This window comes from Natronocalculus amylovorans (assembly GCF_023638035.1).
In the GTDB taxonomy this organism is placed as follows: Archaea; Halobacteriota; Halobacteria; order Halobacteriales; family Haloferacaceae; genus Natronocalculus; species Natronocalculus amylovorans.
Window position 1 is genome coordinate 123108 of sequence record NZ_JAKRVX010000007.1, and the last position, 20307, is coordinate 143414.

General features: G+C 50.8%; 16 protein-coding genes and 2 pseudogenes. 13 read left to right on the top strand and 5 right to left on the bottom strand.

All coding sequences use genetic code 11. From position 1 onward, the window contains the following. Positions 1-274: 274 nt before the first annotated feature. A pseudogene (locus AArcSt2_RS16925) lies at positions 275-1273 on the top strand (DUF7972 family membrane protein). A 75-nt stretch (positions 1274-1348) separates the two neighbouring features. Here the strand turns inward: AArcSt2_RS16925 and AArcSt2_RS14245 are convergent. Continuing rightward, positions 1349-3322, bottom strand: a complete 1974-nt coding sequence (locus tag AArcSt2_RS14245) for a PKD domain-containing protein (RefSeq protein WP_250585547.1) — start codon at positions 3320-3322, stop codon at positions 1349-1351. Between the two features lie 248 nt (positions 3323-3570). Between AArcSt2_RS14245 and AArcSt2_RS14250 the strand changes: the two genes are divergently transcribed. Then, entirely contained in the window at positions 3571-4671 is a 1101-nt protein-coding gene (locus AArcSt2_RS14250) for a glycosyltransferase family 2 protein (protein ID WP_250585549.1), read from the top strand. Positions 4672-4683: 12 nt separating this feature from the next. Here the strand turns inward: AArcSt2_RS14250 and AArcSt2_RS14255 are convergent, their stop codons facing one another. Together AArcSt2_RS14255 and AArcSt2_RS14260 are read right to left on the bottom strand one after the other, a co-directional pair. Further along, positions 4684-5682 carry a lipid II:glycine glycyltransferase FemX gene (locus AArcSt2_RS14255; protein WP_250585551.1) on the bottom strand — a complete coding sequence of 333 codons (999 nt, stop codon included), beginning with the start codon at positions 5680-5682 and terminating at the stop codon, positions 4684-4686. Between the two features lie 2 nt (positions 5683-5684). Then, a complete protein-coding gene (locus AArcSt2_RS14260; RefSeq protein WP_250585553.1) occupies positions 5685-7316 on the bottom strand; it encodes an alkaline phosphatase family protein in 1632 nt (543 codons plus the stop codon). 159 nt (positions 7317-7475) lie between these two features. Here AArcSt2_RS14260 and AArcSt2_RS14265 point away from each other — a divergent pair, with 159 nt between their 5' ends. Then, a complete protein-coding gene (locus AArcSt2_RS14265; RefSeq protein ID WP_250585555.1) occupies positions 7476-8594 on the top strand; it encodes a GNAT family N-acetyltransferase in 1119 nt (372 codons plus the stop codon). A gap of 17 nt (positions 8595-8611) precedes the next feature. Here the strand turns inward: AArcSt2_RS14265 and AArcSt2_RS14270 are convergent, their stop codons facing one another. Then, entirely contained in the window at positions 8612-9565 is a 954-nt protein-coding gene (locus AArcSt2_RS14270; protein ID WP_174654995.1) for a polysaccharide deacetylase family protein, read from the bottom strand. A 313-nt stretch (positions 9566-9878) separates the two neighbouring features. On the opposite strand from AArcSt2_RS14270, the gene AArcSt2_RS14275 reads away from it, so the two are divergent. The 10 genes from AArcSt2_RS14275 to AArcSt2_RS14320 are packed head-to-tail and all read left to right on the top strand — an operon-like array spanning position 9879 to position 20030. Continuing rightward, positions 9879-10454: an acyltransferase gene (locus tag AArcSt2_RS14275; RefSeq protein WP_425493670.1), complete on the top strand. Its 576-nt coding sequence runs from the start codon at positions 9879-9881 to the stop codon at positions 10452-10454. After that, complete coding sequence (locus tag AArcSt2_RS14280) at positions 10451-11863, top strand: nucleotide sugar dehydrogenase (RefSeq protein ID WP_250585559.1); 1413 nt, start codon at positions 10451-10453, stop codon at positions 11861-11863. Before AArcSt2_RS14275 ends, AArcSt2_RS14280 begins: the two co-directional genes overlap by 4 nt. Further along, positions 11853-12644 (top strand): hypothetical protein, encoded by a 792-nt coding sequence (locus AArcSt2_RS14285; protein ID WP_250585561.1) that lies wholly within the window; start codon positions 11853-11855, stop codon positions 12642-12644. Before AArcSt2_RS14280 ends, AArcSt2_RS14285 begins: the two co-directional genes overlap by 11 nt. After that, entirely contained in the window at positions 12645-14264 is a 1620-nt protein-coding gene (locus AArcSt2_RS14290; protein ID WP_250585563.1) for an alkaline phosphatase family protein, read from the top strand. 5 nt (positions 14265-14269) lie between these two features. After that, the gene (locus tag AArcSt2_RS14295) at positions 14270-15310 is read left to right on the top strand and encodes a DUF354 domain-containing protein (protein ID WP_174654990.1); all 1041 of its coding nucleotides are present in this window, start codon (positions 14270-14272) and stop codon (positions 15308-15310) included. Then, complete coding sequence (locus tag AArcSt2_RS14300) at positions 15303-16217, top strand: polysaccharide deacetylase family protein (RefSeq protein WP_250585566.1); 915 nt, start codon at positions 15303-15305, stop codon at positions 16215-16217. Before AArcSt2_RS14295 ends, AArcSt2_RS14300 begins: the two co-directional genes overlap by 8 nt. An 8-nt stretch (positions 16218-16225) precedes the next feature. Then, the gene (locus AArcSt2_RS14305) at positions 16226-17227 is read left to right on the top strand and encodes a GNAT family N-acetyltransferase (protein ID WP_250585568.1); all 1002 of its coding nucleotides are present in this window, start codon (positions 16226-16228) and stop codon (positions 17225-17227) included. After that, positions 17224-18225, top strand: coding sequence for a glycosyltransferase (locus AArcSt2_RS14310; RefSeq protein ID WP_250585570.1), 1002 nt, complete (start codon positions 17224-17226; stop codon positions 18223-18225). The genes AArcSt2_RS14305 and AArcSt2_RS14310 overlap by 4 nt, the downstream gene beginning before the upstream one ends. 30 nt (positions 18226-18255) lie before the next feature. Further along, positions 18256-19251, top strand: a complete 996-nt coding sequence (locus AArcSt2_RS14315) for a methionyl-tRNA formyltransferase (protein WP_250585572.1) — start codon at positions 18256-18258, stop codon at positions 19249-19251. Beyond that, the gene (locus tag AArcSt2_RS14320) at positions 19251-20030 is read left to right on the top strand and encodes a polysaccharide deacetylase family protein (RefSeq protein ID WP_250585574.1); all 780 of its coding nucleotides are present in this window, start codon (positions 19251-19253) and stop codon (positions 20028-20030) included. Before AArcSt2_RS14315 ends, AArcSt2_RS14320 begins: the two co-directional genes overlap by 1 nt. A gap of 66 nt (positions 20031-20096) precedes the next feature. On the opposite strand, the pseudogene AArcSt2_RS16870 reads toward AArcSt2_RS14320, so the two are convergent. Then, a pseudogene (locus tag AArcSt2_RS16870) lies at positions 20097-20307 on the bottom strand (IS200/IS605 family transposon protein TnpB); the annotation flags it as partial.

Consider the following 20307-nt stretch of genomic DNA (forward strand, 5'->3'; position numbering starts at 1 on the left):
ATTCGACGATCTGAGTTTCTGTCTAACGTCTCAAATCCTATATATCGCTATACACACCCTCAGCAGGTTGTGCTGTCGTGTTTCAAAGCTCGGGAGAACACAACCTTCGAAGCGTGATTGGCTGTTGCGATCGGGAACCCATGCATCCGTCCTCAGTATCGCTGAAGACGAGATAGTACACCCACAGGGTTTTCTCACTGTGGGTTGTCTATTTAAATATGGGAACTCGATTACGCGTAGGTCCCCCACGTGATCCCGCTCACGGAACCGCCTCATGAGCATTAGTGGAAAAGTCAGCCAGTGGCGAGACTGGTTCCCGGTTCCGAACCGGTCCACAGGATTCGACCTCAAGCGGTGGGTTTTGCTGGAAGCACATCGATTGGCAGTGACAGGAGCGTTGCTGACATTCGTATTCTTGACGTTTATGCGGATCTCGACGATCTGGACCGTCGAAATGCAGGCACTCCTAACCGACACCCCGACCGTCCAGACGATTCTCAATACATTCTTGAGCGGGATGATCCTCTTAGTTTCCATCGTTGTTTCGATCAACTCAATCGTCCTCTCGCACGAGATCACCTCGGTTCAAACCCAAGAGAACAGAATACGGGGGTCGGTAAACTTCCGTCGAGAACTTGGCGAACTGACCGATATCGATGAGAACCCATCCGATCCCTCGTCGTTTCTCCAAGCGATGTCCCACCTCATTAGTGCTCGTGCACAGAGACTCACGGGCGAGGTCGCTGGTCTCGAAGAGAACGTCATTGCAGATGTCGAAGAATATGTGAATTCGGTATCCGAGGCCACCGAACAGCTGGGGGCAGTCGAGGAGACATCCGGCGCGGAGTTCGCCGTTCTCTGAAAAGGGATCGATTTCGACTACGGGTCGTACATCGAACGGTCGCGGACACTCAGTTCATCCTGTGACGTCTCGTCCGAATCGTTCGATGAACTCATCGAAGCGTTTGAACTTTTTGCCGTCGGGAAGGAGTATTTCAAATCCCTCTATTACGCAAAAGAGGTATCGCAACTGTCCCAGACGCTGTTAATCGTCGCGCTCCCCGCGATCCTGTTCAATACCTCCGCAATTATTGCAATCAACGGAGGGGTCCTTCCCGACGTCACGGTTCTAGGCCTCCCATCACTGCAGACGTTTATTACAGTCGCGTTCACAATCTTGATCGCTCCGTACCTCGTGTTGACCGCGTATATGCTTCGACTGTCTACCGTCGCACAATTGACGGCATCAGCCGGGATATTCGCCCTGAAATAATGCATCTTGGGATCCCACTCAGTACGGATCGCTACAGAGACGACGGGGAGCCAGAATCAAAAAGAAAACGGGGAACTATGACAGCGACGATCGTCTAATCAACACAGCCGAAACAACACCGATCACACCGAGTGAGAAGATCAAGAAGACTGGTAGCTGCCAGCCACCTGATGCACCGGAGAGAGTGTCTGTAAGTTGGGAGCTTGGATCTTCTTCGACGACGATCGTCGTCGTCTCGCCTGCGATCTCAAAGGTATGCTCTCCAGGCTCGTCAATAGTTGTTGGGAACGTGAGCGTTCGCGTCTCTTCACCAGCGACACTAACAGATGTTGTTCCAATACTATCTCCGTTAATTGTCGGCTCCGCATCAAACTGAACAGTCCCAAGACGTGTATTCTCTACAGTGACTGAGACAACAATGCTTTCACCAGCCGTTGCAGGGTCCGGCTCAACGTCGATGTCTGTAATATGTAACTGTTCGGCAGCACCCTCTGTAGGGGTAACGTGAGACAGTTCATACTGGCCAGCTGCAGGGAACCATTCCGAAACTGCATTCTGCATTGTCTCGTTGTCGGTCGTATCTACGGTCCCAGCCGATTCGAGGGAGATGTCGCCTTCAATTTCGATGACTCGATCGAATTCGTCACCATCAGATTGGTCTATTGTAAGAAGGTCAGAATACTCATCTTGGTCAGGAAGCAGTCCAACAGGGATGTGAGACTGTGTTCCAACAGCGACCTGTGTTGCGTCTGTCTCTGCGGAAAGCAACACTGAATCTTCGGACTCATCAACGTCGGCGTCAATGTCAGTCTCTAGTGGGCTCCATTCGCCGTTCTCATTCGCATACAGTTGCAGATCGTTATGATCAGATGTGATGGCCGAAGCAACAGCTTCCGAGAGTGCAAATTGATAGCTGTATGGGCCATCGTCATCTGGATCATGCGAGTCCGCAAAGAGCATAGTATCATGATCGTGGACGGAGAGTATCGGATCCCCCTCATCAGCAACGAACATATCCGTTGTAGCAGTGTATGTCGCACCGTTATCGGTCTCCATATACACTGTTGGTGTATAAGAACCGGCGTCTTCGTATGTGAACTCAATGGATGGGTCACGTGTTTCAAGATCGACACTACCGTCACCATCTACATCCCACTGATAGGTGTCGATACTGTCCTCATCCTCGTGATCAACAGTAAAGCTAACAGACTCATTTGCTGCGGTAAGCGATGTGCTTGCAGACAGTGATGCATCGAGCTGTTCGGCTCCATCACAGAACCCATAGCTGATCGTGACTTCTTCGTCAAGCGAGTCAAGCGGGATTCGATCGTAGGAGCCGTCAGTAAATGAGAGGACCTCCCAATCATCGATCGTTCCGTTGTACCGTTCGCCTTTATCGGGGCGATCGTTTGGCCCATCTCTCCGTTGATCACCATATCGGTGGTATGAATCTTCATTAAATCCAGGCTCGATCGTGAGCTCAAGATCATCTGAGCGCTCAAGACCCCGAAGTGCCATGCCGTCAGTTCGGCCAGTTTGCCAGACCCAACTCAACATCGCAGGGGTACTATCAAAATCATAGATATTATCCTGATTGAGATCGTCGTACTCAATTGCGTAATCATCATCAATCACGGCCCAGTCGTACTCATCCGGCAGTCCGTCGATGTAGAACGTCACAGATCCACCGTGCGTACCTTCTTCTTGATTACGATGGAGCATATCGTGCACAGAGACGAGGCTGATGCCGTCGGGACCCTCATACAGAATGAGGATGCTCGTGTCGTCTTCTTGATACTCAACAGTCCCTTCGGAGCTGTAGTATCGGCCCCACCGTGGATCATCTCGATCGTGATGGCGATGGCGATAGTCGTAGAACTCTTCAACAGTTTCATCACCGGATAATGGCTCAACAGCGATGCATTGGTCACCTTGTGAAATGATGAATGATTCTTCGCTATCGGAGGCACTCGCAGGCGTGACGGCAACCATCGATAGCATCATCATCAGTGCAATGGCGATACAGAGCAGGTGTGTTCGATATTTCATGCTATGATGGTAGTCGTTTATTTGGGAGGGCTACACAAGCAATTCGGGCTGTTCGCACAGTATTGGCGAACAATGTGGTTACGGTTGGATACATAGACTATCTTCAATCGAAAATAAGACCATATTGTTGCTTTGTTATGACGGATAAAACGAAAGACAGCACCCCCTACGAATATGCAACAGTGAAAAGCAATTCATAACAATGCAGTGCTGCGGTGCGTATTGAAATAGGAGACCGGGAAATAGCTATGTACAAGAATAAGACGATCGCGGTTGTGATTCCAGCATATAATGAAGAAGGCTTTGTAGGGGAGGTTATGGAAACTGTCCCCTCCTTTGTTGATCGACTCTACGTAATTGATGATACCTCAACAGATGGAACGTGGGAGGAGATACAGACCACAGCCAAGCTGATGAATGACGAACCGATAGAGACACCCTTCGAAAACCGAGTAGTTGCAATCCAACACAGTGAGAACCGTGGTGTCGGTGGAGCAATAAAAACCGGCTATCAGCATGCGCGTGCGGATGAGATTGATGTGACTGCTGTAATGGGCGGTGACGGACAGATGGACCCCACACTGCTGGATCGAATCATCGAGCCAGTTGTGAATGGGGATGCGGCGTATGCGAAAGGAAACCGCCTTACAGAGCCGGAAAACCATGCGCAGATGCCCCGACATCGACAGATCGGAAACGGGATACTTAGCTATCTCACAAAGATTGCGACCGGGTATTGGGATATCGGTGATCCACAGATGGGATACACCGCGATATCGCTCGAAGCACTCGAAACAGCCGAGATCGACGAGATGTTTGAGTTCTATGGCTACTGTAATGACCTTCTTGTGCGCTTAAGTATCGCAGAACTCCCGATTGCTGATGTGCCATCACCACTCAAGTATGGTGATGAAACAAGCCATATCAAGTACCATACATACATCCCGCGAGTGTCTCTCATGTTGCTTCGCGTGTTCCTCTGGCGGCTCTACCGAACCCGAACCTCTGCGATCGGAACGATCGTCGCACTCTTATTTATTAGCGGTGCAGTCGGTGTCCTCGCAGGGGCGGTATCGCTTGTCCGAACGGTTACAGGATCGGAGCATGGAGCAATTACAAGTGTTCGAGAAGCAACAGGGGGTGTCGCTCTGTTAGGAGCTGCGATGGCGCTTGACGCAGGTCGAAACCGAAAGCGAAACTGGCGCGAGTCGATCGAAGCTGCTGACAAGCCGGCAGAGTCACTTCAGGACACAACGAAGACGCCAGTACAAGGTGAAGAACAGTCGGCAGACACCGACATCGAGCAGGTCAACGTACGAACAAACGGAAAGCCAAAACCAGCAGAGTAACGTCGCGGCTGGTTAGCGAATCTTTTTATAAATATTTGAAACGATGTTCATACTTCGAGATCCATCTTGAACCCGGACAAACGGAACAAGATGTGGGCCAAACTTCGATTTATACTGGCTGATCCGCTCATGGTTTGCGCCAACAAGGTCATACTGCGTAAGCCCACGCTCTTTTGCATCTTGCATAATTGTCCACTCCAAGAGATCGTTGACTGGGACTGACGCATCCATTGACCCCCAGCTTTGCCAGCCGTAGATGGTATCTCCGTGTTCGAGCGTTATATGTCCACCACAGAATTCACCATCAACTTCGCACACGTACACACGGAAGACATCATCTGGAAGGTGGTCGTATAGATCGCCAACAAACGATGGAGTGACATTGAATGAAACGTCCTGTTCATCGTGTCGCTGTTTCGTTCGCTCGATGCTTTCTATTGCATCCGATCGATCACCAGCGAATATCTCATACGACGCTGGATCCGTGTTTGTGACGTTTTTTCGAGCATCGCTACTGAACTCCATCAAGATATCATCAGTGGATGGGGCGAGATCAACAACGTAGGTATATCGCGCCGTTGAGTCGTACTCCCGCCACATGAATGGGCGCGGGTCAGTATACCCGATCGCAGTACGAATAAGCGAAAACTTCGGGTCGATCGTTGATTGGACTTCATCGAGACAGCCGTTGACGAACCGTTTATTTGTCCGTTCAAGTCGCCGTCGTTTCAGGTTCCCATTATGAATCAGCGCAGGGCCAAGGTAGCTGATTTTCAAATCCGGTGGTGGAGAGAAAGCAGCACTGACAGGCCCTTTTGAGATTTCAAACACCGGAAAGATGCCAACTGGTTCTTGGCCTTTGAATCCGGCGTAGGGGTGCAGTGTCGCACCAGAATGCTCTGCAATGACTTCTAATGCTTCGTATCGGTGAAACGGAGTTGCTTGTGCTGTGCGATCGACGAGTTGGTTCCACTCGTCTTCGTCGGTGAGTGTGGTAATTTCAATTCCCATGATTATTCGAGATAGCCGAGATCAGCAAGTCTTGTTTCGACAGCGGTATCGTCCGTTACAGTTCGATCGTCAGCAGTAAATGGAGCGTATGATGTTGCACCGGGATCAGAAATGAACGGAAGGACAGCTCCATCCATCCGATCGCTTGTCATACAGCCGAATAGCGCAAGAATAGTCGGTGCAATATCAAAAATATGCGGAGTTGTTTCAATACCGCGTTCCTTCACATCCGGTCCGGACACTGCAAGGATACCCTCTAGCTTGTGCTCCCACGGCTCAGTTGGCATTCCGAACCGCTCGTTTCGGATTGACGCGGAGAGATACACATCAAATGACGCAGGAACAGTGACAATATCCGGTGCATCATCTACATATGGGCCCGAAAAGACATCTTCACGCGGGAGCACTGCATCAAACACCGGTGATCCATCGGGAGTCTGTAAGCGTACAAGCGAGTTGATTATTGTCTCTCGAACATCTTCATATGACTTCTCGGAGACAACACCATTCGGTTCACGGCCGACAACATTAAGCCGGATTCCCATCTCCGTTCGTGACCGCATATACGCCGTTGAGTTAGCAAAGTCAACCGTTTCAGTCCCTGCTCGAACAACATCCATCGGGACGATTCGAAGCACAGCACCCTCAAGACGAAGTTTCCGGAGGAGAGCACCGATTCGCTGGCTCGTAATACCAACGGACGCAGCGGCTTCAATGGCTTTCTCAGGGAGTGACTGTTTTGCAACGTTTCCTTCCTCTCCATGTCGGAGCTGTTTTCGGGAGATACTGGACCATGATGGCATCCCTCCACTTCCAGCTTCTGTTTGTGTGACACCAATATCATGAAGGTAATCGTTAACACGGAACTCGACACTTTCGTATGGACCAATACCGTGATCGCTCAACAGAAGCGTGTATTCGGGGTCAACCGTATCAAGAATTGATGCAAGTTCTCGATCAACCGCCTTGAACACAGTCTCAATGGCATGGTCACTGTCAGGGAACTCGTGGAAAACAGTGTCAGTCTGTTGGATCTGTAAAAACCCAAAGTCCGGGTCGAACCGATCGGTAAGATAGCGGAATGCAGCACCTCGCATGCCGATGAGCGTATCATACCCGTTGATTCGCTCGGATTCGGTTGCACCGGTACTTAGCTGTTTGTTGTAGAGCCGGTACTCGCCAAGCGCGTCATTGAGGTCATCCCACAGCCCCTCCGGATGACATGTTGGGCTCTCAGGAGCGGTGTATCCAGGAACGATCGCGCCATTGAACTCACGGGGAGGATGGGTAACAGGGGTGTTTACTACAACGCTAGAGAATCCGGACTCTGAGAGGAGTTCCCAGACGGTATGTTCTTTAACATCACTGAAGTTGACAACATCCCAGTCGTATCCGTCGAAACGAAGAAAATCGAACACACCGTGTTTTCCAGGATTAACGCCGGTGTAAATCGATGGCCAAGCACTGGGTGTCCAGGGTGGCAACTGCGATTCAAGCGGAACCGTACAGCTATCCTCTAACAGTGATTCGATCGCTGGGACCGACCCGGATTCAATGAGTGGCTCAAGTACAGGTACTGAAACCCCGTCCAAGCCAAGAACAAGTACACGCATGCGCGTATTGGAGTCAGGCATATACGACATATTCACGAACATAAGGGCTTTGTTATGATCAGGCTTGTACCAGTAGCCACACAGGAAACAGTCCGTAGTAACTGGTATGTATTGAGAAGCACAGCCTCGGATAGTCGATAGTCTCGGTATAACAAAGCGAGTAACAGACACGATACGCATATGAGCGAACAGATAACGAAATCGGATCCGTATACCATTCGTCTGTGTGAGCCCGCAGACATGGATGATTTTCTCTCGTTATATGAAACGGTATTTGGAGACGATGGCTCATCGGAGTGGTTTCAGTGGAAATACATCGACAATCCGTATGTCTCTCATATTCCGATGTTCGTCGCAGAGCACGATGGGAAAATAGTCGGGACACGACCATACCTTGCGTTTGAAATGTATGTCGATGGGAAACGGCTGCTTAGCATTCAAACGGGAGATACAATGGTCCATCCAGATCATCGACGAAAGGGATTATTTACCCGAATGACAGAACGATCGTTCGACTATTACGGTGGGTTTGACGATCCAGTGCTCAAATTCAGTGTCCCAAATGCACTCTCTCGACCGGGGTATCTCAAACTCGGCTGTAAGGAGGTTGGGCCGCTTACGACCTACTATCGGGTGCAATCACCACAATCGATGGCAGGCTCCGGAGCAACTGGACTGGTTGCGAAAGCGGCAACGCCGATCGCACGGCGATACTACGATTATAAACTAGATTCAACACGAGGAAAAGCGGACAACTCGATTACAGTAACTGAGCACAATACAATACCGGTGGATGCATTCGTCCGTCTGTATCAAAAAGGGTCACCAGCAGAGATCCACGCAGTACGTGATCACCGTTTCTACCGATGGCGATATGGAAATCCGCAGTGGGAATACACTGCATACACGGCAACCGAATCGGGTGAAACAATCGCAGGAATCGTTATTGGAAGACAGGAGCGCCCAGATGGAGCCGTGGTTCAACTCACTGAGGTCGTACCACATCGAGGCGGCGATCGACGGACAGCTGGATTATCAACGCTCTTGGGGCACATTCTTGATGTACATCGGGACGCTGCACTCGTCTCTGTGTGTGGCTCTTCGATCCCTAACAGTGTGTTGTCCGCGTATGGATTTCTGTCTGATCAGTCGCTCCCGCTCTCTATTGTTGCAACGCCAACCGTGTTGATTACGCGATTACTCAACGGTGAGGAAAGCCCGCCGTGGACAGTTGGAACAGCGGATTTACGTAAGATGGATGGTTGGAGCCTCTCATTTAGCGAACAGAATACAAGCTAGAATACCGGTCGGCTAGATTAGCGGCGATCGACTTGTGTTGGCGGCTGTGGGTTGTTTTGAGTATGGTATTCTGCTGCGACCTGTCCCATCGTTTTGACGGTAAGTTCGTGTTTTGATCGCGCAGTCGATATGAGGTCAAAGATGGCATCCATTCGGTCAACATCTCGCTGGTCACGGATATTATTCGGGTGAAGCCAAATATGAAAGACACCCTCCTCCCCCTCAATGAGGTTCTTAATCCCACGATCAACCTGTGTCACAATTGGGTCGTTCCAAATAGCGTTAGCAACGTCTCGAGGACGATTATCGATGGTAAATAGAAACAACGATGCTGGGATATTGACAAGCCCATATTCATCGATCGTTGGGGTTACAACCGGTGGTGCAGATATCGTACTATGTACAATTTTTTCCGCAATCCTACCCGCTCGTGATAGCCCATATGATCGCGGTTGTGTCCCTCGGTAACAGCTGAATCCCCACTCTGCAAGGATATCACGGTGTCCAATATTGTTACGAGGAAAGACAAAGGACTCAAACGGCGTCTCATACGATTGAGCTGCTCGAATTGACTCGATGACTTCAGCTCTTGCAACATCTTGGGTTGTGTAGTCAGCACCGAACTCCACATGCGAGAACGTATGACAACCAATTTCATGTTCAACTGGTGAGGCAACGATATCGTCGATTAAGTCGCGGCCAAATCGGAGATCTGGCCGTGTGATCCACGATGAATGCTCTCTTTCGAACCACTCCGAACCAAGTGGATGTTGAGAGTGAAAGCCATCACAGTCACTCAAGAATAGATGACCGACAATGGCCCATGTTGCGGGAAGGTTATATGTGTCTAAGAGGTCGATGAGTGTGAGCCAGCCGCTTCGGCCGTTTTCAAGCCGGTCGGCAGGAGGATCCGCAAGATCATGGAATCCCCAACCAAGCTCAGCGTCGATCGAAATCACGAGCGTCCGCATGGTATGTATTGTTGTTGCTGACCCATCTAAAACAGGAGGTTCGTTCTAATTGTTCCACAGAAGTAGTTTCGAATGGACAGCGGTAAGCGCCTACTACGGATTGAATGGTGAGAGTGTATAACAACCGAATGTCACGGAAGTAATCACATAACAAAGCAACCATAGTGAAATCTACGTCCACTGACCCTTCCGTAGGGCTGATCGCTATGAAATATGTACAACTCCCAAATCCACCCACCTCTCAATACGTAATGCGGCTATTTTCAAACGAACAAACAGTAACCGAACCCGGAACCGGGGGTGAAAGATGCGTATGAAACCAACCATTGGAAAAAACGAGACGATACAGGAAGACGTCACGTTTGTAGACACACCAACTGATGCCCCTGCGCCAGATATCGGCGACGATGCAACAATTCGATCAGGGACAATTCTTTATAACGATGTTGAGATTGGTGACCGGTTCACAACCGGCCACAATGCGGTCATCCGAGAACAGACCCGAATTGGTGACGATGTCCTTGTCGGGACAAACACGATAATTGACGGGGCGACAACCATCGGTTCTCAAGTGAGCCTGCAAACAGGGGTGTATATTCCAACCCACACAACGATCGAAGATTCGGTGTTTATTGGCCCACGAGCGGTCCTTACCAACGACCCGTATCCGGTCCGAAAGGATGTCGAGCTGGTTGGGCCGACGATACAATCACATGCGTCGATCGGTGCAAATGCAACACTCCTCCCTGATGTAACGATCGGTGAGGGTGCATTTGTCGCTGCAGGAGCCGTAGTACTGGATGATGTGCCCGCAAACAAACTAGCGGTTGGCTGTCCAGCGGAGATACGTGAGCTTCCAGAATTGCTTACCGGAGAGAATCAGCTATGAGCAACAATCCACGAACACCGCTCGAAGCGGTGGATGACCCACAGGCAGTGTCAGATGCGTTCACATCGGGTGCATTCAAAACTGCAGTGTATGGTCTTGGTAAAATGGGACTACCGCTTGCGAGCGTCTTTGCCGATGTCACTGGCGCAGTTATTGGCGCAGATATCGACGGGACTGTCGTTGAGACGGTCAATAATGGGCAGTCACACGTGACAGGAGAGCCAGGGCTGGATCCGCTGGTTGCAAAAACAGTAAACAACGGATCACTGAACGCAACAACTGATCTTGGCGCTGCAGCCGAAACAGCACAGATTCATGTTGTAATCGTTCCAACCCTCATTACAGATGACGGAACACCCGATCTGTCGATCGTTGATAGCGTTACAGAGACGATCGGCCACGGATTGAGTGACGGTGATCTGGTAATCATTGAGTCAACAGTCCCACCTCGAACGTGCACAGAGCGTGTATTGCCGACCATCGCCAATGCAAGTGGTCTCGATGAATCCGCATTCGGCATTGCATTCTGTCCGGAGCGAACCAAAAGCGGCCGTGCAATCAAAGACATTCGCCGGTCGTGGCCAAAGATCGTCGGTGGCGTCTCCGAAGAAGCAGGAGTTGCTGCGGAAACACTGTATCAGTCGATTACAGAAAATGAGGTTATCCGTGTCTCGGATGCGACCACTGCTGAATCGGTGAAGGTTTTTGAGGGGGTGCACCGAGATGTGAACATTGCACTCGCAAACGAACTCGCAACGTACACAGAGGCGCTCGGCATTAACGTCCGAGAAGCGATCGCCGCAGCAAACACACAAGACGAGTGTGACATTCTTCGTCCAGGTCCCGGCGTCGGCGGACACTGTATTCCGTACTACCCATACTTTTTGTTCCAACAGTTCGATGCTGAAAGTCCGCTGCTCCGAACGGCACGGAGCGTAAACGACGATATGCCGGCACATGTTGTTGGCTTGCTGGCCGATCGGCTCGCAGACAGAGAGATTGCGATTTCAGATGCCAACATTCTGCTGTTAGGACTTACCTACCGCCCCGGCGTCGCCGAAATTCGAGCCAGCCCGTCGATCAGTATTAGTGAGACATTGACCACGCTCGGGTCGGATGTCTCGATCGTTGATCCGCTGCTTGAGACGTACGACGCATTCTCTGGAACACCGATCGAGATGGACGAGTTGTATGATCGGTCCTACGATGGTATTGTGATCGCAACACCACACGAGGAGTTTGCAGCGATCGACTGGAATCGGTTCGACTCAGCAGTCGTTGTTGATACCCATGGAACAGCGGACACGGTGGTGTCGAAACACGCATACGAGCCGCTTGCAGGTGTCGCAGTCTCAGCCGAAACATTGCGTGAACGATCGTCGATACGGGAGGTGGTCGATGCCCCCTGATTTCACCGATCGATCGTATGCAGCCCTGCTTGATGCAGGCAATGCTGCAGGGTACGAGTTCATCACAGTGAAAGAGTACCTTGACGACTCGCCGCTCCCGGATCGATTTATTATTATCCGACATGATGTCGATCGGAAGCCGGAAAATTCGCTTCGGTTTGCACGGATTGAAGCGCTCAAAGATGTGCGGACGACGTATTACGTGCGAATGATCAAGAAAACGTTCCGTCCACAGCTACTCCGCGAATTGGAAGCACTCGGTCATGAAGTGGGGTACCATTATGAGGATCTTGATCGAGCAGACGGAAACGTTGTAAAAGCCCATGAACACTTCAAGAACAACCTTCGTCGGATGCGGCGAGTCTGTGATGTGCAGACGATCTGTATGCATGGAAACCCACTTACAGCACATGATAACCGAGAGATGTGGGAACACGAATCATATGAAACATATGGCCTTCTTGGAGAAGCATATCTTTCTATGGATTTCGAGGATGTGACCTACTTCTCCGATACCGGTCGGACATGGCGTGATGGTGCACTCAAAGTGAAAGATCACACGCTCGGAGAGGGCGACAAAAATGTACAAGTTGGAACGACATGGGAGCTGATTGATCTCATTACCGACGGGTCGATCGACCGGCTCTGTCTGTTGGTCCACCCAAATCGATGGGCTGGATCAACCGCAGAGCGGGTTGCAGAACAAGGGAAAGATACGGCGACAAATATTGTAAAGTACGGGCTTCAAGCCCCGAAAATCGTGCGAAATGCGGTTCGGTGAATGGCAGATGCAAACGACCAACAACAAACAGATACAACAATGAAAGCACTTACACTTGGACTCGATGGCGCGAACTGGCAGATGTTAGAAGACTGGCTCGAGAACGGAGAGCTTCCGAATCTCAAAGCACTTGTCGACGATGGTATCGGTGGGATTTCTGAAAGCCACCTTCCACCGCTAACAGTGCCGAACTGGAAATGTTACTCAACTGGAAAAAATCCAGGGAAACTCGATGTGTTCCGATTCGATCGAATCGATACCCGAAATCGAAAACACGTTTTTCATGACGCAACCGATTTCAAAAGCGCAGAGCTGTGGGACTACCTCAACGAAACCGGAATGACTGCCGGTGTACTCAATAAACCATCAACATATCCACCACGTGAGATTGATGGATTTATTGTTGCAGGCGGTCCTGACGCGTCGGAGACGACGTATCGATCGCTGGATGATGGCTTCGCAAATCCACCAGAGATTGAAACGTTGCTCCATGACAAACTCAACTATCGAGTACATCCGTCACCGATGATCTCACCAAGCGAGCAGGGTGAACCGGAGATTCAGGCCATTTTGGATCTCATAGAGCTGCGATTCGACGCTGCAGAACTGCTTTTAGATGAGTACGATCCGGACTTCCTCCATATGACCGTCTTTTACAATATGGCGCTTCAGCACTACTTTTGGACGGAAGAGCCGGTATATCGTGCGTGGAAGCTGATCGACGAACGGATCGGTGCTCTTCGCGATCGGATTGATGCCGAAGATGGACATATGCTCATTATGTCCGATCATGGGACCTGTTTTGTTGAGACAATCTTCTATGTGAATGTCTGGCTCGAAGAAAACGGCTATCTTGAGACAGATGGCAACATTGACAGCGTCTTCCGAAAAGCTGGCGTCACAAAAGAGCGTGCGCTCTCGGTTGCGAAGAAACTACATATGGCCGACACGCTTGGGAAGGTTGTCCCAGAGCGTGTACAGCGGATGATCCCATGGGAAGAAGGGATCAAGCGCGATCGCGTGTTGAATGCGATCGACTGGGATGAAACGACAGCGGTTGCGAGCAACCAAGGACCGATCTATCTCACGGTTGAGCGAGACGATCCGGAATATGAATCACTCCGAGAATCCCTGCGAACCGCGCTGCTTGCGATTAAGCATCCACAAACAGGCGATCCGATCGTGACAGACGTGTATCGGGGCGAAGAGTACTACGAGGGGCAATATGCGGAGAACGCACCAGATCTCATCATTGAACAGGCGGCAAACGTCCATACAAGTGATGCGATCGGCCCGGACAGCTGGTTTGCAACGGAAGGCGCGTGGAAAGGTGGAAACATGCCGGAGGGGATCTGCCTGTGGTATGGCCCATCAGTTCGAGATGAGGGAATCTCGCTAGAGGCTCGAATTCACGACCTCGCACCAACGATGCTGCATCTGCTTGGGTCCGAGGTGCCAACAGATATGGATGGAACGGTGTTAGATATATTCGAATCAGGGAGTGAGCCGGATGAACGAGCAGTTTCATACTGTGATCCACTGATGAAAACAGAGGAGAGTTCCGTAGATAGTCATGAGGAGGTGCAAGCCCGGCTAGCCGATCTCGGCTATCTGGAGTGAGACAGATGCGAATTCAGTTTGACGTGACTCACCCCGCGCACGTCCATCTGTTTCGACACGCGATCTACGCCCTCTGTAGAGACGGCCACACAGTTGGTGTGACCACGCGAGAGAAAGAGATCACAACGCGGCTGTTGGATGCATACAACATTGAGCACACCGTACTATCGACGCAGGCGGAGACACCGCTTGGACTCGCAACCGAGTGGGGGTTACGAGAGATTCGGACGCTTCGATACGCTCGGAAGTTCGATCCGGACGTGATTGTCAGCCGGCTTAATCCACCTGCCGTTCATGCAGCAGCCGCAGTTGGTGCTGGAAGTATTGTGTTTCACGACCACGAGCAGGCGAACACGCTTGCTCGACTGACTGCGCCGCTAACCGATCGGTTCTGTACACCAAGCGGTTATGATGCAGACCTCGGTGAGCCACACCGGCGATATGAAGGCTACCACGAGCTTGCATATCTCCACCCCAACTGGTTTACACCGGATCGATCGGTGCTGGAATCGCACGGCATCGACCCAGATGATCGGTTTTTTGTCCTTCGGTTTGTTTCGATGCAGGCACACCACGATATCGGACGAAATGGACTCTCACGGCGAGCAAAAAAGCAGATTGCAACGGAGCTATCCAAGCATGGAACAGTGTACGTTTCGAACGAGGATGATCTCCCGCCAGCGTTTAATGCAAAACATGTCCCAGTGCCGCCCGAGGATATCCACCATCTGCTTGCGTACTCGTCGCTTCTTGTGACAGATTCGAATACGATGGCAACGGAGGCGGCACTTCTTGGGACGCCTGTCGTCCGATCGAACTCGTTTGCTGAGAATGGATTGAGTAACTTCGTTGAGCTCGGTTCGTACGGTCTTGTTCGATCGTTCAACGATGAGACAAATGCACTGAACGCAGCCACAGAGATTGCACAGGATCGCTCCGCAAATGGAACGTGGACCGATCGCCGAGATGAGCTGCTTGAAACAAAAATTGATGTGACGAGCTATATGCTCGAACAGATTCAGGAGGTTGCAGAAACAAATGCTTGATTCACATAGCTTTGCGTTGTGTCTGACACACGACGTCGATCGACCATACAAAACGTACCACTCGCTCTACTACGCGCTGAAACAACGTGACCCGAACCATCTCAAGTCACTACTGCCGACAAAGAACACCTACTGGACATTCGAAGAGATACTTGATTTAGAACAGGATCTTGGCGTTCGATCGGCCTTTTATTTCCTCAATGAACGAGGGATCAGAGAGCGCCCGCTTCGATCGTGGCTCTCGAAAGATGCATGGCGACTCTACGCTGGTCGGTACTCGCTCTCGGATCCTGCGATCATCGACATCATGCATGAAATGGATGCTGGCGGCTGGGAAGTCGGGATTCATGGCTCATATGAGTCACACACCGATCGAGATCGCTTGCAGTTTGAAAAAGAGAGTATTGAGCGTGTGCTTGGACACGAGATTACCGGTGGCAGACAGCACTATCTGAATCTCTCCGTTCCAAAAACGTGGGAACACCACCGATCGATCGGCCTCAAATACGATGCCAGCCTTGGCTCCTCAAGCGAGTATGGGTTCAACTATGGATACGGTGTTCGACGCCCGTTTGACGATTCGTTTGTCGTGTTTCCGCTGACGCTAATGGAGCTTGCGCTCCCAGACGTGCGAAACGATCCAGATACCGCATGGGAGATCTGTGAGTCACTCCTTGCGGAGGCCGAAGCGAACAACGCAGTTATGACAGTGTTGTGGCACCCACGCTTCTACAGCGAGTTCGATTATCCGAACTATACATGGATCTACAGACAACTCATTGAGACTGCCTTGGAGATGGGTGCATGGGTTGGCCCGCCAGCGGAACTGTACGATTCTCTAGAACATCCATCACCGGATACCGAAAGTACAGATCCACTAACAAAGCAGCCACCACGCAACCAGTGAGCAAACAGATGCGTATTGAACGGGTTTCATTAGACGAATGGGGCGAGTTGCTCCCAACAAGACGAACAGAAGTATTCCATAGTGCGGACGCTCTCGGTGTGTTAGAACGGTATTCAGACACCGAACTTCGTCCATATGTGTGTTTTAATGGCCAACAGCCGGTTGGATTCCTCCCCGCGTTTATTCGAGAGAATCGGCTTGGGTCGATTACGACATCGCCACCACCCGGGTTGAACGTTCCTCGGCTCGGGCCGATCGTGGTGACAAACAGTCCAAAACGGCGAAAGCGAGAATCAATCAGCCAGTCAGTGGCAGCGGCAATTATTGATGAGTTACAGCTCGATCGGCGAAATCGGTTAGCACGGATCGAATGTGGCGATGGCTTCTCGGATCCACGCCCATACGTATGGAACGGATTCGATGTGGATGTCTCGTTCACGTACTACCTTGATGTCGCAGAAACAACACCGGATGCACTGTTAAAACAGGCAAGCAAAAGCCTGCGACGAGAGATCACGGATGCAAGGGATGAACCGCTAACATTCGATGTTGGTGGCATGGATGCTGCACGACAGATATACGACGCAACGGTCGAGCGGTATGCTGCGCAGGATCGATCGTATCCGATCGAGTGGGCGTATGTGCGCGATCTACTGTCTGCGCTGGGTGACAATGCCCGATCGTATGTTGTCACTGATCCCGGTGGAGCGTTTCTCACAGGGATCAATGTGCTCTACTCAAACGATACAGCGTACTTCTGGCAGGGTGGCACACGGTCGATATATGAGGGTGTTGCAGTCAACAGCGCACTCCACTGGCATATTCTCGAAGACATTGCAGCAGACGAGTCACTTGAATCAGTACACCGGTACGATCTGATGGGCGCGAACACAAAACGTCTCTGCCGATACAAGAGCAAATTCCCAGTCGAGTTACAGCCACACTACGTGATCGAGTCGAACAGCCCAGCGATGCGACTAGCAAAGAAAGGATACAAAGCACTCAAATGACACTCAACGTTCTGAGTTTGGTAACAAACGATCGCTCGAGGTTCTACAAACAGCAAGTGAGAGGGTTGGAGAATGAAGGGATATCAGTCACAACCCTTTCGCTCCCAACAAATCCAGAGATTTCGGATGATGTTTCGGAAACGAGAGGTGTCAAGGATTATTTGCAGTTTTACAGGACAGCGCTTCATGAAGCCGACGGTGACTATGATCTTGTGCACGCTAATTATGGTTTAACTGCGCCACCTGCGGTGATGCAACGAACGCTCCCTGTTGTACTATCTTTGTGGGGAACAGACCTGTTTGGCCCGTACGGTCAAGTGAGCCGGCTATGTGCACGATTTGCTGACGAAGTTATTGTGATGTCACCGGAGATGCAGCATGCGCTCGGGCGGGATTGCCATGTAATTCCACATGGTGTTGATATTGATCGGTTCAAACCGATGGATCAAGTCAACGCAAGGGCCGAACTTGGCTGGCAGGGCGATGCCTATCACGTCCTGTTTCCGTACCCAAAACAGCGCGCTGTAAAAGATTATCCTCGTGCTGCTCGACTGATCTCAACCGTCCAAGCACGGATTGATGTGCCGATCGAGCTACAGACCGTCAATAACGTCCCTCACAGTGAAATGCCCGTGTACATGAATGCAGCAGATATGCTCCTTATGACCTCAAAACGGGAGGGGTCTCCAAACGCTGTTAAAGAGGCATTATCATGTAATCTTCCAATTGTATCGACGGATGTTGGGGATGTACGATCGAATCTCGACAGTGTGACACACTCATCTGTTGGAACTGACGACATAGAATTGGCTGAAGCGATCGAAGCGGTACTGCGTACAGTTCGTGATCCACCAACACAAACAAAAAGTGAGAGATCGAACGGTCGAACTGTTGCAAAGCAGTTGAGCCATGGCGCATTGACTAAAGAGCTACTCTCAGTCTATTATTCTGTTGTTTCTACCGATAGAACAGCACAAACTGTAGAAATAAGCCGCTAACAAAGCCGGTCGGTGGTGTGGTCGTGACCGATGAATATTCCGCCGGATACCTCGATTGTATATGCGAGCTGTACCAGGCCAGGGTACGATGTGCTCGAAACTCTGTTTGACAAAGGCGTAGAAATTTCAGAGATCGTCTCGATCACACCGGAAATGGCAGAGCGTCACACCGTGGCGAAGTACCGATCATTCGATCGGATTGCAGCAAAACACGACGTTCCAATTTACTATCCGGATACATATTCGATGACTGCGGTGGATACCGATCATTTTGCCACGCTTGACGCCGACCTTATGATTGTGAACGGGTGGCAACGGCTCATTCCCGGCGAGGTGCTAGACACGTTTACTCATGGCGTCCTTGGGAATCATGGCAGTGCATACGGCCTTCCAAAAGGCCGGGGTCGATCGCCACTCAACTGGTCGCTTATTGAAGATCTCGATCGGTTTTTGTTATCGATTATCCGGCTTGATCCGGGTGTCGATTCAGGTGCCGTCGCCGCGACACGAAAGTTCGATATTACGGAGTTTGATACGATCGAAACGCTGTATCATAAGGTGACTGTCTCGATTCAATCAATGCTTTTGGAGATTATTGAGCCGATCTGTAACGGAAGCCATACCTTCGAACAGCAGATCGGTGAGCCAACGTACTATCCGAAGCGAAACCCCGAAGATGGTGAGATTACGTGGACCGATCCAACACGTCGAATATACAATTTAGTTCGTGCAGTTACCGATCCATACCCAGGAGCGTTTACACATCATGAGGGAACACGAATTGATATCTGGGAGCTGATTCCGTTCTCTAGCGATATTGCATTCTCAACGCCACCAGGAGAGATTGTGGAAGCGTTCTCAACCGGTGACTTCGTCGTTTCGACACCTGATGGCACCGCACTTGTTACCGAATGGGATGCTGATAACTGGACACCCGAGCGCGGAATGCAACTCCGTGTTGACGGAGAGCCAACTCGGGTTGATAGCCCCGATCAGAAACACCACTTAACAAGCAGTGATAGCTAATGAGTGATGAACCGACGCCAGAAAATCGCGCTCGCTCTCAGCCACAAACCCAATCTCAGTCACAGCCCACATCACAACTTCACAGAACAGCAACATACGAGATTTCGGAGTATGAGGCACTGTTAAGGGAGTTGCTTAATCGAGGATACTCATTTCGAAGGTTTAGCGAAACGAAGAAGCCAACTTCAAAGACTGTGCTACTCAGACACGATGTTGATCTCTCAGTCACACGTGCGCGGGCAATGGCGGCGATCGAAGCAACGCTCGGTGTTCGATCAACCTACTGTTTCCTACTTACGTCGCCACTGTATTCGCTCACGGAAACGGAGACAAGAGAAGCACTCGATCAAATACAATCGATGGGCCATGAGATTGCAGTGCATTTTGATACGCACTCGTACTGGGACACAGAGCCAACACAGCGTGAACTGACCGCTGCAGTAACTGCCGAGCGCACAACACTGTCTCGACTCTCAAATACGGCTGTCGAAAGCGTCTCATTCCATATCCCACCAAAGTGGGTATTAGATCGGTCATTTAGCGCGTTTACAAACACATATTCGCCCCCATACTTTTCTGAAATTGAGTACTGCTCGGACTCAAGCCAGAAGTGGATCACAGAGCCACCGTTTACCGACGTCGTGCCAGAAACGTTCCAACTGTTAGTTCACCCCGGACTCTGGCATCCAACTCATCAATCGATCGACGCTATTCTCGCTGAAAAACGGAGCCAAGCACATGCAGCAGTTGACGCCCACGTCGATGGCTATATTGGATGATTCGGTACTAGATGACATCCTCCCCGGCGTAGAACGCCGGGGTTTCCTCACGATGGGGGGTATCGTTTACCGACCCACAGAGGCAACTTGCGGGTTCGTATGCTCCTCGTTGAGACGGAAAGAGCGTGGTGACTCTGACCAATTGTGGTCGTCCCACTTGAGGCATACAGGTCGCTGTTGCCGAGAAACCTCGGCAAGCCGCCAGATGTTATCTGGCGATACCCATCGACCGTGTTACCGTTGTGTATCTTCTTAAGAACGATTCACTTGCTACCAG